At 68.5% G+C, this 13,372-nt stretch carries 13 protein-coding genes; 1 reads left to right on the top strand and 12 read right to left on the bottom strand.

Going from position 1 to position 13,372, the window contains the following annotated elements; all coding sequences use genetic code 11:
* The first annotated feature begins 105 nt into the window (after positions 1–105).
* Complete coding sequence (locus AB0I06_RS04850; RefSeq protein WP_363117300.1) at positions 106–1,929, top strand: glycoside hydrolase family 18 chitinase; 1,824 nt, start codon at positions 106–108, stop codon at positions 1,927–1,929.
* A 35-nt stretch (positions 1,930–1,964) separates the two neighbouring features.
* On the opposite strand, the gene AB0I06_RS04845 is transcribed toward AB0I06_RS04850, so the two are convergent.
* The 12 genes from AB0I06_RS04845 to glyA form a co-directional block, all read right to left on the bottom strand.
* Positions 1,965–2,411, bottom strand: a complete 447-nt coding sequence (locus AB0I06_RS04845; protein ID WP_361302195.1) for a DUF2550 domain-containing protein — start codon at positions 2,409–2,411, stop codon at positions 1,965–1,967.
* 131 nt (positions 2,412–2,542) lie between these two features.
* Positions 2,543–2,920 (bottom strand): F0F1 ATP synthase subunit epsilon, encoded by a 378-nt coding sequence (locus AB0I06_RS04840; RefSeq protein WP_033312984.1) that lies wholly within the window; start codon positions 2,918–2,920, stop codon positions 2,543–2,545.
* Between the two features lie 117 nt (positions 2,921–3,037).
* The gene (gene atpD / locus AB0I06_RS04835; RefSeq protein WP_363117299.1) at positions 3,038–4,486 is read right to left on the bottom strand and encodes a F0F1 ATP synthase subunit beta; all 1,449 of its coding nucleotides are present in this window, start codon (positions 4,484–4,486) and stop codon (positions 3,038–3,040) included.
* Between the two features lie 3 nt (positions 4,487–4,489).
* Positions 4,490–5,404, bottom strand: coding sequence for a F0F1 ATP synthase subunit gamma (locus AB0I06_RS04830; protein WP_161368778.1), 915 nt, complete (start codon positions 5,402–5,404; stop codon positions 4,490–4,492).
* 20 nt (positions 5,405–5,424) lie between these two features.
* Positions 5,425–7,014, bottom strand: coding sequence for a F0F1 ATP synthase subunit alpha (gene atpA / locus AB0I06_RS04825; RefSeq protein ID WP_363117298.1), 1,590 nt, complete (start codon positions 7,012–7,014; stop codon positions 5,425–5,427).
* Positions 7,015–7,140: 126 nt separating this feature from the next.
* Positions 7,141–7,956, bottom strand: coding sequence for a F0F1 ATP synthase subunit delta (locus tag AB0I06_RS04820; RefSeq protein WP_363117297.1), 816 nt, complete (start codon positions 7,954–7,956; stop codon positions 7,141–7,143).
* Positions 7,953–8,501 carry a F0F1 ATP synthase subunit B gene (locus AB0I06_RS04815; RefSeq protein ID WP_363117296.1) on the bottom strand — a complete coding sequence of 183 codons (549 nt, stop codon included), beginning with the start codon at positions 8,499–8,501 and terminating at the stop codon, positions 7,953–7,955. The genes AB0I06_RS04820 and AB0I06_RS04815 overlap by 4 nt, the downstream gene beginning before the upstream one ends.
* 38 nt (positions 8,502–8,539) lie before the next feature.
* The gene (locus AB0I06_RS04810; protein ID WP_010040161.1) at positions 8,540–8,776 is read right to left on the bottom strand and encodes an ATP synthase subunit C; all 237 of its coding nucleotides are present in this window, start codon (positions 8,774–8,776) and stop codon (positions 8,540–8,542) included.
* A gap of 78 nt (positions 8,777–8,854) precedes the next feature.
* Complete coding sequence (gene atpB, locus AB0I06_RS04805) at positions 8,855–9,622, bottom strand: F0F1 ATP synthase subunit A (protein ID WP_363117684.1); 768 nt, start codon at positions 9,620–9,622, stop codon at positions 8,855–8,857.
* A gap of 273 nt (positions 9,623–9,895) precedes the next feature.
* A complete protein-coding gene (locus AB0I06_RS04800; RefSeq protein WP_363117295.1) occupies positions 9,896–10,333 on the bottom strand; it encodes a hypothetical protein in 438 nt (145 codons plus the stop codon).
* 297 nt (positions 10,334–10,630) lie between these two features.
* Entirely contained in the window at positions 10,631–11,977 is a 1,347-nt protein-coding gene (locus AB0I06_RS04795) for an MraY family glycosyltransferase (protein ID WP_363117294.1), read from the bottom strand.
* A 135-nt stretch (positions 11,978–12,112) separates the two neighbouring features.
* Positions 12,113–13,351, bottom strand: a complete 1,239-nt coding sequence (glyA, locus tag AB0I06_RS04790) for a serine hydroxymethyltransferase (RefSeq protein WP_363117293.1) — start codon at positions 13,349–13,351, stop codon at positions 12,113–12,115.
* Between the last annotated feature and the right edge of the window lie 21 nt (positions 13,352–13,372).

The raw sequence follows: 13,372 nt of genomic DNA, 5'->3' as shown, positions 1-13,372 counted from the left end.
GTCCAGACCTATTGACCGGTGGTCCAGACCTTTCTATTCTCACCGCACCATATGAGTGGCGTGAGGCTCAGTCACGCCCCCACAACTCCATCAAGGAGGCGCAGCATGCGCTTCAGACACAGAGCCGCGGCAGGGTTCGCGACCCTGTTGCTCCCCTTCGCCGGTCTCGTCGGCCTGGCGAGCCCGGCCCAGGCGGCCACGTCCGCCACCGCCACCTACGCCAAGACCCAGGACTGGGGCTCCGGCTTCGAGGGCAAGTGGACGGTGAAGAACACCGGCACCACGACCCTCAGCTCCTGGACCGTCGAGTGGGACTTCCCCTCCGGCACCTCCGTCACCTCCTCCTGGGACGCCGACGTCACCTCCTCCGGCACCCACTGGACCGCGAAGAACAAGTCCTGGAACGGCACCCTCTCCCCCGGGGCCTCCGTCACCTTCGGCTTCAACGGCACCGGCTCCGGCTCCCCCGCCAACTGCAAGCTCAACGGCGGCAGCTGCGACGGCGGCACCACCGAACCGGGCGACAGCGCGCCCAGCGCCCCCGGCACCCCGACCGCCTCGGACATCACCGACACCTCGGTGAAGCTGTCCTGGTCCGCCGCCACCGACGACAAGGGCGTCAAGAACTACGACGTCCTGCGCGACGGCACCAAGGTCGCCACCGTCACGGGCACCTCGTACACCAACACCGGCCTGACCAAGGGCACCGACTACTCCTACTCCGTCCAGGCCCGTGACACCGCCGACCAGACCGGCCCGGTCAGCGGCGCCGTCCGGGTGCGCACCACGGGCGGCACCACCGAGCCGCCCACCGGCGACAAGGTCAAGCTCGGCTACTTCACCGAGTGGGGCGTCTACGGCCGCAACTACCACGTCAAGAACCTGGTGACCTCGGGCACGGCGTCGAAGATCACCCACATCAACTACGCCTTCGGCAACGTCAAGAACGGTCAGTGCACCGTCGACGACACCTACGCCGCCTACGACAAGGCCTACACCGCCGACCAGTCCGTCAGCGGCACCGCCGACACCTGGGACCAGCCGCTGCGCGGCAACTTCAACCAGCTGCGCCAGCTCAAGGCGAAGTACCCACACATCAAGGTGCTGTACTCCTTCGGCGGCTGGACCTACTCCGGCGGCTTCGGCCAGGCCGCGCAGAACGCCGCCGCCTTCGCCAAGTCCTGCAAGGCCGTCGTGGAGGACCCGCGCTGGGCCGACGTCTTCGACGGCATCGACATCGACTGGGAGTACCCGAACGCCTGCGGCCTGACCTGCGACACCTCGGGTCCCGCGGCCTTCAGGAACCTGATGTCGGCGCTGCGCACCGAGTTCGGCCCGAACTACCTGGTCACCGCGGCCATCACCGCCGACGGCTCCTCCGGCGGCAAGATCGACGCGGCCGACTACGGCGGCGCCGCCCAGCACCTCGACTGGTACAACGTGATGACCTACGACTACTTCGGCGCCTTCGACAAGGACGGCCCGACCGCCCCGCACTCCCCGCTCACGTCCTACCCGGGCATCCCGCAGGCCGGCTTCAACTCGGCCGACGCCATCGCCAAGCTCAAGGCCAAGGGCGTCCCCGCCAAGAAGCTGCTGCTCGGCATCGGCTTCTACGGCCGCGGCTGGACCGGCGTCACCCAGTCCGCCCCCGGCGGCTCGGCGACCGGCGCAGCCCCGGGCACGTACGAGGCGGGCATCGAGGACTACAAGATCCTGAAGAACTCCTGCCCGGTGACCGGCACCGTCGCCGGTACGGCGTACGCCCACTGCGGCAGCAACTGGTGGTCCTACGACACCCCGTCCACCATCGCCGGCAAGATGAGCTGGGCCAAGAACCAGGGCCTGGGCGGCGCGTTCTTCTGGGAGTTCAGCGGAGACACGGCGAACGGCGAGCTGGCGACGGCCATCGACAGCGGCCTGAAGTAGGCCGGATCACAGAGAAGTTCGAAGGGTCGTAGACCCTAGGCGACATTGACGCGCTGACCGGGCGGGGCTGCCTCCAGCCACGCGAGGAAACCGGTCAGCGCGTCTTCGCTCATCGCGAGCTCCAGGCGCGTGCCCCGGTGCAGACAGGCCAGGATCACATGGTCGGAGAGCAGCGCCAGTTCCTCCTCGCCCTCCGGGACCCGGCGGCCGGCCACCTCGATCGCGGACCGCTCCAGGACGCGGCGCGGACGGGGCGAGTACGAGAAGACGCGGTACCACTCGACCCGGTCACCGTTGTACCGGGCCACCCCGTACGCCCAGCCCTTGCCGTTGCTGTCGCCCTCGGCCGGGGCGTCCCAGCGCAGGCTGGCGTCGAAGGTGCCGCCCGAGCGCTGGATCAGCCGGCGCCGCAGGCCGAAGACGAACAGGCCCACCACCACGAGGGCCACCACGATTCCGCACACAGTCAGAGCGAGGACCATCGACACCGACCTCCTCGTCTCCTAGGTAACGGAACGTAAAAATCACCCACATCCGCCTCAGCCGCGGCTGGGTCCGGATCTCTCCGGTACCCAGCCGCGGCTGAGTGACATCATCACGCGGCGGACTTCGGTCAGCGTGCCGCCGTCGCAGCCCGCAGACGGACGTCGGCGCGGCGCTGGGCCTCCGCGTCGTCCTCCGCCTTCGCGCGCTCGAGCTCCTGCTCCGCGCGCTGGACGTCGATCTCGTCCGACAGCTCGGCGACCTCCGCCAGCAGCGAGAGCTTGTCGTCCGCGAACGAGATGAACCCGCCGTGGACCGCGGCGACGACCGTCCCGCCCTCGCTCGTGCGGATCGTCACCGGGCCCGACTCCAGCACACCGAGCAGCGGCTGGTGACCGGGCATGACGCCGATGTCGCCGGACGTGGTGCGCGCGACGACCAGGGTGGCCTGGCCGGACCAGACCTCACGGTCGGCCGCGACCAGCGCGACGTGCAGCTCAGCAGCCAAGGGTGGCTCCTCGGGTCACCACCCGGCGGGAGTGCCGGGTGTTGGTTACAAGTCTAGTAGGCGTGAATGAGGGGGCGGGACGAACCCCGCCCCCTCATGACTCGAGCGCTGCCCGGGTCAGGAGACGCCGAGCTCCTTCGCGTTCTTCTTCAGGTCCTCGAGACCACCGCACATGAAGAACGCCTGCTCCGGGAAGTGGTCGTACTCGCCGTCGCAGATCGCGTTGAACGCGGCGATCGACTCGTCCAGCGGCACGTCCGAACCGTCCACGCCGGTGAACTGCTTGGCGGCGTGGGTGTTCTGGGACAGGAAGCGCTCCACGCGACGGGCACGGTGGACGACGAGCTTGTCCTCCTCGCCGAGCTCGTCGATACCGAGGATCGCGATGATGTCCTGAAGGTCCTTGTACTTCTGCAGGATGTTCTTCACGCGCATCGCGGCGTTGTAGTGGTCCGCCGAGATGTACCGCGGGTCGAGGATGCGGGACGTCGAGTCCAGCGGGTCCACGGCCGGGTAGATGCCCTTCTCGGAGATCGGACGGGACAGAACCGTCGTCGCGTCGAGGTGGGCGAAGGTGGTGGCCGGGGCCGGGTCGGTCAGGTCGTCCGCGGGGACGTAGATCGCCTGCATCGAGGTGATCGAGTGACCACGGGTCGAGGTGATGCGCTCCTGGAGGGTGCCCATCTCGTCGGCCAGGTTCGGCTGGTAGCCCACCGCGGAGGGCATACGGCCGAGCAGGGTCGACACCTCGGAACCGGCCTGGGTGAAGCGGAAGATGTTGTCGATGAAGAACAGCACGTCCTGCTTCTGGACGTCGCGGAAGTACTCCGCCATCGTCAGGCCGGCCAGGGCCACGCGCAGACGGGTGCCCGGGGGCTCGTCCATCTGGCCGAAGACCAGGGCGGTCTTGTCCAGAACGCCGGACTCTTCCATCTCCGCGATGAGGTCGTTGCCCTCACGGGTGCGCTCGCCGACGCCCGCGAAGACGGAGACGCCCTCGTGGAGGTTGGCGACACGCATGATCATTTCCTGGATCAGCACGGTCTTGCCGACACCGGCACCACCGAACAGACCGATCTTGCCGCCCTTGACGTACGGGGTGAGCAGGTCGACGACCTTCAGGCCCGTCTCGAACATCTCGGTCTTCGACTCGAGCTGGTCGAACGCGGGAGCCTTGCGGTGGATGGACCAGCGCTCGCCGTCGTGCACCTCGTCGCTGTTCAGCACCTCACCGAGGGTGTTGAACACCTTGCCCTTGGTGAAGTCACCGACCGGGACGGTGATGCCCGCGCCCGTGTCGGTCACCGGGGCCTGGCGGACCAGGCCGTCGGTGGGCTGCATGGAGATGGCGCGGACCAGGCCGTCACCCAGGTGCTGGGCGACCTCCAGGGTCAGCGTCTTCTTCTCGCCCGCGAGCGCCGGGTCGGCGACCTCGACGTGCAGGGCGTTGTAGATCTCCGGCATCGCGTCGACGGGGAACTCCACGTCGACGACCGGGCCGATGACCCGCGCGACGCGGCCAGTGGCCACGCCAGCAGGAGCGGTCGGCTCAACAGTGGTGGTCATTTGTCAGTCACTCCCCGCGGTCGCGTCGGCCAGGGCACTGGCGCCACCGACGATCTCGCTGATTTCCTGGGTGATTTCGGCCTGGCGGGCCTGGTTGGCAAGCCGGGTGAGCGTCTCGATGAGCTCGCCGGCGTTGTCGGTGGCCGACTTCATCGCGCGCCGCGTGGCGGCGTGCTTGGAGGCGGCCGACTGGAGCAGCGCGTTGTAGATGCGGCTCTCCACGTAACGCGGCAGCAGGGCGTCCAGGACGTCCTCCGCCGAGGGCTCGAAGTCGAACAGCGGGAGGATCTCGCCCTTGGGCTTCGCCTCCGCCGCGACCTCGTCGAGGCTGAGCGGCAGCAGCCGCGCCTCGATCGCCGTCTGCGTCATCATCGACACGAACTCGGTGTAGACGATGTGGAGCTCGTCCACGCCGCCCTCGGCCGTCTCCGTCTCGATGGCCTCGATCAGCGGTGCCGCGACCTTCTTGGCGTCCGCGTACGAGGGCTCGTCGGTGAAGCCCGTGAACGACTCCGCGATCTTGCGCTCGCGGAAGTTGTAGTGGGCGACACCACGGCGGCCGACGATGTAGCTGACGACCTCCTTGCCCTCGGCCTCGAGCTTCGCCGTGAGCTTCTCCGCGGCCTTGATGGCGTTGGAGTTGAAGGCACCGGCCAGACCGCGGTCGCTCGTGAGGAGCAGGACCGCGGCACGGGTCGGGTTCTCCGGCTCGGTCGTGAGCGGGTGCTTGGTGTTGGATCCGCCGGCGACCGCCGTGACCGCCCGGGTGAGCTCGGTCGCGTACGGGGTGGAGGCCGCCACCTTGCGCTGCGCCTTGACGACGCGCGAGGCGGCGATCATCTCCATCGCCTTGGTGATCTTCTTGGTCGCGGTGACGGATCGGATGCGACGCTTGTAGACCCGGAGCTGGGCTCCCATGAGTCAGGTCCCTTCCGTCGTCACTTACCGGCAGCCGGGGTGTCCTCGCCGAGCAGCTTGCCGTCGGAGGTCTCGAACTGCTTCTTGAACTCCACGATGGCGTCCGCCACGGCCTGGAGGGTGTCGTCGGACATCTTGCCGCCCTCGCGGATGGAGGTCATGAGGCCCTGCTCCTTGCGGTGCAGGTACTCCAGCAGCTCCTTCTCGAAGCGGCGGATGTCGGCGACGGGAACGTCGTCCATCTTGCCGGTGGTGCCGGCCCAGACGGAGACGACCTGGTCCTCGGTGGCCATCGGCTGGTACTGCGCCTGCTTCAGCAGCTCGACCATGCGCTGACCGCGCTCCAGCTGCGCCTTCGACGCGGCGTCCAGGTCGGAACCGAAGGCGGCGAACGCCTCCAGCTCACGGAACTGGGCGAGGTCCACGCGCAGACGGCCGGAGACCTGCTTCATCGCCTTGTGCTGCGCGGAACCACCGACTCGGGAGACGGAGATACCGACGTTCAGCGCGGGGCGCTGACCGGCGTTGAACAGGTCCGACTCCAGGAAGCACTGGCCGTCGGTGATGGAGATGACGTTGGTCGGGATGAACGCCGAGACGTCGTTGGCCTTGGTCTCGACGATCGGCAGACCGGTCATCGAGCCGGCACCCATCTCGTCGGAGAGCTTGGCGCAGCGCTCCAGCAGACGCGAGTGCAGGTAGAAGACGTCACCCGGGTAGGCCTCACGGCCCGGCGGGCGGCGCAGCAGCAGCGACACGGCGCGGTAGGCGTCGGCCTGCTTCGACAGGTCGTCGAAGATGATCAGGACGTGCTTGCCCTGGTACATCCAGTGCTGGCCGATGGCCGAACCGGTGTACGGCGCCAGGTACTTGAAGCCGGCCGGGTCGGACGCCGGGGCGGCGACGATGGTCGTGTACTCCAGCGCGCCGGCCTCCTCCAGAGCGCCGCGCACACCGGCGATGGTGGAGCCCTTCTGGCCGATGGCGACGTAGATGCAGCGGACCTGCTTGTTCGGGTCGCCCGTGCGCCAGTTGTCGCGCTGGTTGATGATCGTGTCGACGGCCAGAGCGGTCTTGCCGGTCTGACGGTCACCGATGATCAGCTGACGCTGGCCACGGCCGATCGGGGTCATCGCGTCGACGGCCTTGTAGCCCGTCTCCATCGGCTCGTGCACCGACTTGCGGACCATGACGCCCGGGGCCTGAAGCTCCAGGGCGCGACGGTCTTCGGTCTCGATCTCGCCGAGGCCGTCGATCGGGTTGCCGAGGGGGTCCACCACGCGGCCGAGGTAACCCTCGCCCACCGCGACGGAGAGAACCTCACCGGTACGGGAGACCGGCTGACCCTCCTCGATACCGCTGAACTCGCCGAGGACGACGCAGCCGATCTCGCGCTCCTCGAGGTTGAGGGCGAGACCGAGGCTGCCGTCCTCGAACTTCAGCAGCTCGTTGGCCATGACCGAGGGCAGACCCTCGACCTTCGCGATACCGTCGCCGGCGAAGGTGACCGTACCGACCTCCTCGCGCGAGGCCGCGTCCGGCTTGTACGCCTGGACGAAGTTCTCCAGCGCGTCCCGGATCTCCTCCGGCCGGATCGTGAGCTCCGCCATCTGGGTTCCCTGCTCTCCTTGTTGGGCCCGAAGTTTCACTTTGGGGGTCTGGGGGCGACCCCCAGGATTCTTCTGCACGGCCCAACCAGGGCCGTCGTCAGTACGTACTGCCTATTGAGTTGCTGCTCAGCCGGCGAGCCGGCGGCTGGCGTCCTCGATGCGGTCCGCGAGGGAGCCGTTGATCACCTCGTCGCCGACCTGCACCCTGATGCCGCCGAGGACCTCGGGGTCCACGTCCAGGTTGAGGTGCATCGGGCGGCCGTAGAGCTTCGCGAGGGCGGCGCCCAGGCGCTGCTTCTGCGGGTCGCTCAGCGGGACCGCGGAGGTCACGATGGCGACCATGCGGTTCCGGCGGTCGGCGGCGAGCTTGGACAGGGACTCGAGTCCCGCCTCCAGGCTACGTCCCCGCGGCGCGGTCACAAGGCGCGTCACCAGACGCTCGGTGGTCGACTGCGCCCGGCCGCCGAGGAGGCTGCGCAGCAGCTCGCTCTTGGCCGAGGTGGTGGCCTTGCGGTCGGTCAGCGCGGCACGCAGCTCGGTGCTGCCGGAGACGATCCGGCCGAACCGGAACAGCTCGTCCTCGACGTCGTCGAGCTTGCCGGCCTGCTGGGCGGCGTTGAGGTCGGCCGTGGCGGCCAGCTCCTCCAGCGCGTCCACCAGGTCGCGCGACTGCGACCAGCGGGAGCGCACCATGCCGGCCACCAGGTCGGCGGCCGGGCCGCTGACCTGGGTGCCGAGCAGACGCTGGGCCAGCTCGGCCTTGGCCTCAGCGGCCTGCGCCGGGTCGGTGAGGACCCGACGCAGCGACACCTCGCGGTCGAGCAGCGCGGTGACGGCGGCCAGCTCGTCGGCGAGCGAGCCCGCGTTCACGGACGTCGAGTCCGTCAGCGCGTCGAGACGCTCACGTGCGGCTGCCAGGGCCTCGCGGCTCGCTCCGTTCATCGTCCGGCCTCGGCCTTCTCCTCGAGCTCGTCGAGGAACCGGTCGATCACACGGCTCTGCCGGGCGTGGTCCTCGAGGGACTCGCCGACGAGCTTGCCGGCCAGGTCGGTGGCGAGCTTGCCGACGTCCTGGCGCAGCGCGGACGCGGCGGCCTTGCGGTCGGCCTCGATCTGGGCGTGACCTGCGGCGACGATCTCCTCGCGCTGACGCTGGCCCTCGGCCCGCATCTCGGCGATGAGCGTGGCACCCTGCTCCTGCGCCTCCTGGCGCAGACGCGCGGCCTCGTGCCGGGCCTCGGCGAGCTGTGCCTTGTACTGCTCAAGGACGCTCTGAGCCTCGACCTTCATGGTCTCGGCCTCTTCGATACCGCCTTCGATCGCCGCGCGGCGCTCCTCCAGAACCTTGTTGATGTTCGGAAGCAGCTTCTTCCAGAAGAAGAAGAACACGATGGCGAAGGCGATGGTGCCGACGAGCAGCTCGGGGCCCGGAGGAATAAGCGGGTTCTGCTCTTCCTCGGCCGCCAGCTGCACCAGGTTGGCGATCACATCAGTGCCTTTCGTCGAAACGTGTCGGTGACAGGAAATTACTGACCGAACACGAACGGCATAACGATGCCGATGAGGGCGAGCGCCTCACAGAAGGCGAAGCCGAGGATCTGGTTGGCACGGATCAGGCCGGCGGCCTCGGGCTGACGGGCCAGGGCCTGGGTGCCGTTACCGAAGATGATGCCGACGCCGATGCCGGGGCCGATGGCGGAGAGGCCGTAGCCGATGGAGCCGAGCGAACCGGAGACAGCGGCGAGGGTCTCAGTGGCAGCCATGCTGTTTCTTCCTTCTCTTTCACGGACCGGCGGGGGTTGGCCACCGGACGTTCTTGGGACTTGCGGGGGCGGAGGGGCTCAGTGGTGCTCGGCCAGAGCGCCCTGGATGTACGTGCAGGCGAGGAGCACGAAGACGTACGCCTGGACGGCCTGCACGAAAAGCTCGAAGACGATCATGGCCATGGTCATCACGAAGGAGATACCGGCCGCCGGGACCATCCAGCTGTTCAGCAGGTACCAGGAGGCGACGGTGAACATGACCAGCATCAGGTGACCGGCGAACATGTTCGCGAACAGTCGCACCGCGTGCGTGAACGGCCGGACGAGCAGGTTCGAGAAGAACTCGATGACCATCACGAGCGGCAGCACCGGGCCGAGCGACTTGTCGTAGCCGGTGATGTTCTTGAAGAACCCGACGAAGCCGTGCCGCTTGAAGGTCAGGGAGACCCAGGTCACGTAGACGATCACGGCGAGGACCGCCGGGAAGGCGATGACGGACGAGACCGGGAACTGAGCGAGCGGGATCACGGACCAGATGTTCATGATCCAGATGAAGAAGAAGAGCGAGACCATCAAGGGGACGTACTTCTCGCCCTCCTTCTTGCCGAGGGTCTCGTAGACGATGCCGCGGCGGACGAAGTCGTAGCCGGCCTCACCGACCATCTGCAGCTTGCCCGGCACGACCTTGGCCTTGCCGAAGGCCGCGTAGAAGAAGCCGATGACGAGGATGGTGGTGATGATGGCGAGCAGCATCACCTTGTTGAACTCGAACCCTCCAACCGTGGCAATCGGCTTGAAGAGGAACGAGTGCAGGCCCGGTGCCGGAAAACCACACCCGTCGGACATGATCCGACAGCTCCAGTCAAAGGCGAGCTGGGTCTGGTCAGCACTCACCGCGGGCTCCTTCGGCGTGACGCATGTGTACGGCAACCTCGTTGTGTCGGCGCGGCGCGCAGCCGCGGATCGGCACCGGACTGGTGTTACGGATGTGGGGGCGGCTGGGGGGCATCGAGCCTCGCGTTCGAGCAGGCGTCAGCTCAGATGCCCGCGCCCGCGATGCCGCAGTTGGCACCGGACGATAGCAGGAGAACTCACCGGCCTTTATCGCGCCCCTACTCGTCACGACGACGGTCCGGTCTTCGCGGGCTTCTCACTCTTCTCGGAGTCCGGGTCGATGTAGAAGATCTTGGCCTTCATGTGCGCACGAGCCTGCGCGGCCATCCACACGACCGTGGCGATGACGAGCCCGAGGGCGAACGCCTTCGCGTTGAAGAGAGAGGTGTCCTTGAAGAGGGCGACGAAGATCAGGAGAAGCAGCAGCTGTGCGACATAGAGCATCAGCCCCATGGCCTGGAACAACTGCGGGAGCGTTTTTGCCGTCCACTGGAGAACGTACAGACCGATTCCCATGAAGAGGATGGCCAGTACGGCGCCGACAGCCGCTCCGACGGCTCCCTTGCCTCCGGCCACCACACCACTGACGGCCACGACGACAGCACCGGCAGCCGCTGTGGGCACAGCGCACTGCAAGAGGTTCCGGGCGTCATTGGACGGCATGGCGGCAACTCCGCTTTCGCAGGGGGCAGGGTGTCGTCATGGACGAGCGTAGTCCCGGGCTGAGTGGAGACCTCACGCCAATGGACCGTCGCACTGCGGTCCTTCGGCTCTATCCGGGGGGTTCTCGTGAACCGTATCACAAACTATTTGATGCAGTCTTTACCTGAAGGTGTGCGCACTGTCACACATGAGAGTGAACCTGCGCGTCTGAGCGAGAACACGGCCGACATGTCTGGTATTGGGATGCTTCGCACCCCCATCGCCACCCCACGACTTGGCAATGCTCTCGTCAGATTCTTACCTTGTCCCTGCCTGGCGCCGGTCCGCCAGACGCGAACGGGGGCCGATGGCGGTCGCCCCGTTGACACCGGCCACACCGGACACCACGGGGGTGCGGTTCTCGGACTCGGCGGCGGCGGGCTGGTCCGCAGCGGGCGCTGGCGTCGACGCCTCCGGCGACAGGGCCTCGACCGGGCGGCGCCGCCGGTAGCGCGGCGGGACGAAGTGCTCCATCCAGCGCGGGGCACGCGGCGTGAACCGCGGCAGGAGCAGCAGGAGCAGCCCGATCGCGCTGAGGAACACGACCCCGAGCACGATCCACATGGAGGTCGAGTTGACCGAGTAGGCGAGCGCGCCGAAGGCGATGAGCGCCGACCAGAAGTACATGATCAGCACCGCGCGGCTGTGCGAGTGGCCGATCTCCAGCAGCCGGTGGTGCAGGTGGCCGCGGTCGGCGGCGAACGGTGACTGGCCGCGCCAGGTGCGGCGCACGATCGCGAGGATGAGGTCGGCGGCCGGGATCGCGATGATCGTCAGCGGCATGAGCAGCGGGATGAAGACGGGAACCATCGCGTGGGTGGTCTCCCGGGTGCCGCCGAGGTTGACGTTGAGTGCCTCGACGTCCAGCTGGCCGGTGACCGACACCGCGCTCGCCGCGAGGACCAGGCCGATCAGCATCGATCCGGAGTCGCCCATGAAGATGCGCGCCGGGTGCATGTTGTGCGGCAGGAAGCCGAGGCACATGCCCATGAGCACGGCGGAGAACAGGGTCGCGGGCGCCGCGGCCTCGGCACCGTAGCCGTACCAGATCCGGTAGGTGTACAGGAAGAACGCCGCTGCGGCGATGCAGACCATGCCCGCCGCCAGGCCGTCCAGACCGTCCACGAAGTTGACCGCGTTGATGGTGATGACCACGAGCGCGACCGTGAGCAGATTGCCCTGCCACGAGGTGACGGAGACCGTCCCGACGCCGGGGATGGGCAGCCACAGGATGGTCAGGCCCTGGAGGATCATGACGCCGGCCGCGATCATCTGACCGCCCAGCTTGATCAGGGCGCCCAGCTCGAACTTGTCGTCCAGGACCCCGACCAGCCAGATCAGGGCCGCCCCGGACAGCAGGGCCCGGGGTTCGTTCGACGTCTCGAAGACCTGGTTGAGGTTGGTGAGATGGTCGGCGACCAGCAGGCCCGCGCACAGGCCGAAGAACATCGCGATACCGCCGAGGCGCGGAGTGGGCTCCCGGTGCACGTCACGCGCCCGGATCTCCGGCATCGCCCCGGCCACGATCGCGAACTTCCGTACCGGCCCTGTCAGCAGATACGTCACCGCTGCCGTGATGCAGAGCGTCAGCAGGTATTCACGCACGGGCTTCCCCACAGAGGTCACTGGTGTGTCGACACCACACCATAGCCGCCACGGCTGTTGACGAGCCCAGCCCAGGGGCGGCCGCGGTCGCGGACCGCGGTCGGCACACCTTCCGCACGTGGCGGGGGCAGTTCCTCAGGTGGGATACGGCGGGAACGCACCGGCCAGCTCCCGCACGGCCTCCCGGGCCCTCGAGGGATGCGTCACGCCGCGCAGCACCCCGGTGAGCAGCTCGGCGATCCGGACCATCTCCGTCTCGCCCATTCCCTGCGTGGTGATCGCGGCCGTGCCGAGCCTGAGTCCCCGGGCGTCGCCGTGCGGCAGGGCACAGCAGTCCATGACGAGCCCGGCAGCGGCCAGGCGGCCCCGGGCGGTCCGCCCGTCGACGCCGAGCGGCGCCGGGTCGGCGGTGATCAGGTGGGTGTCCGTGCCGCCGGTGGTGACGACCAGTCCCTCGGCGGCCAGCCGGGCCGCCAGGACCCGCGCGTTCGCCACCACCTGATGGGCGTACGCGGCGAACGCCGGTGTTGCCGCCTCCCCGAAGGCGACCGCCTTGGCGGCGATGGTGTGCATCTGCGCCCCGCCCTGGGTGAAGGGGAACACGGCCCGGTCGACCCGCTCGGCCAGCTCCGCGCGGCACAGAATCAGACCGCCGCGCGGCCCCCTGAGCACCTTGTGGGTCGTCCCGCAGACGATGTCCGCGTACGGCACCGGGTTGGGCGCCGCTCCCCCGGCGACGAGTCCGAGGGGGTGCGCGGCGTCCGCGATGAGGTACGCGCCCACCTCGTCGGCGACCTCACGGAAGAACGCGTGGTCGATGTGGCGCGGGTAGGCGATGGAACCGCACACGATCGCCTTGGGCCTGCGCGTGCGGGCCAGGGTGCGCACCTGCTCGTGGTCGATGAACCCGGACTCGGCCTCCACGCCGTACCCGGCGAAGTCGAACCAGCGGCCGGAGAAGTTGACGGGCGAGCCGTGGGTGAGGTGCCCGCCGTACGGCAGGCCGAGCGCGAGGACGGTGTCACCGGGGCGGAGCAGGGCGGCGTAGGCGGCGAGCACCGCCGAAGAGCCCGAGTGCGCCTGGACGTTGGCGTGGTCGGCGCCGAACAGGGCCTTGGCCCGCTCGACGGCGACGCGTTCGGCGACGTCGACGACCTCGCAGCCGCCGTGGTGCCGTGCCCCCGGGTAGCCCTCGGCGTACTTGTTGGCGAGCGGTGAACCGAGGGCGGCCAGCACGGCCGGCGAGGTGAAGTTCTCGGCGGCGATCAGCTGGAGCGTCGACGACTGCCGCTCCCGCTCCGCGAGCAGGAGGTCGGCGAGCTCGGGGTCCTGGCGGCGCAGGACGTCGGCCTCGATGGCAGGGGTGACCGTCATGGTGGGCTCCGGGCGTCGACG

The sequence above is a fragment of the Streptomyces sp. NPDC050674 genome, assembly GCF_040654575.1.
Lineage (GTDB): Bacteria > Actinomycetota > Actinomycetes > Streptomycetales > Streptomycetaceae > Streptomyces.
The sequence above is the reverse complement of the archived record's forward strand: the minus strand, read 5'-3'. Positions and strand labels throughout refer to the sequence as shown.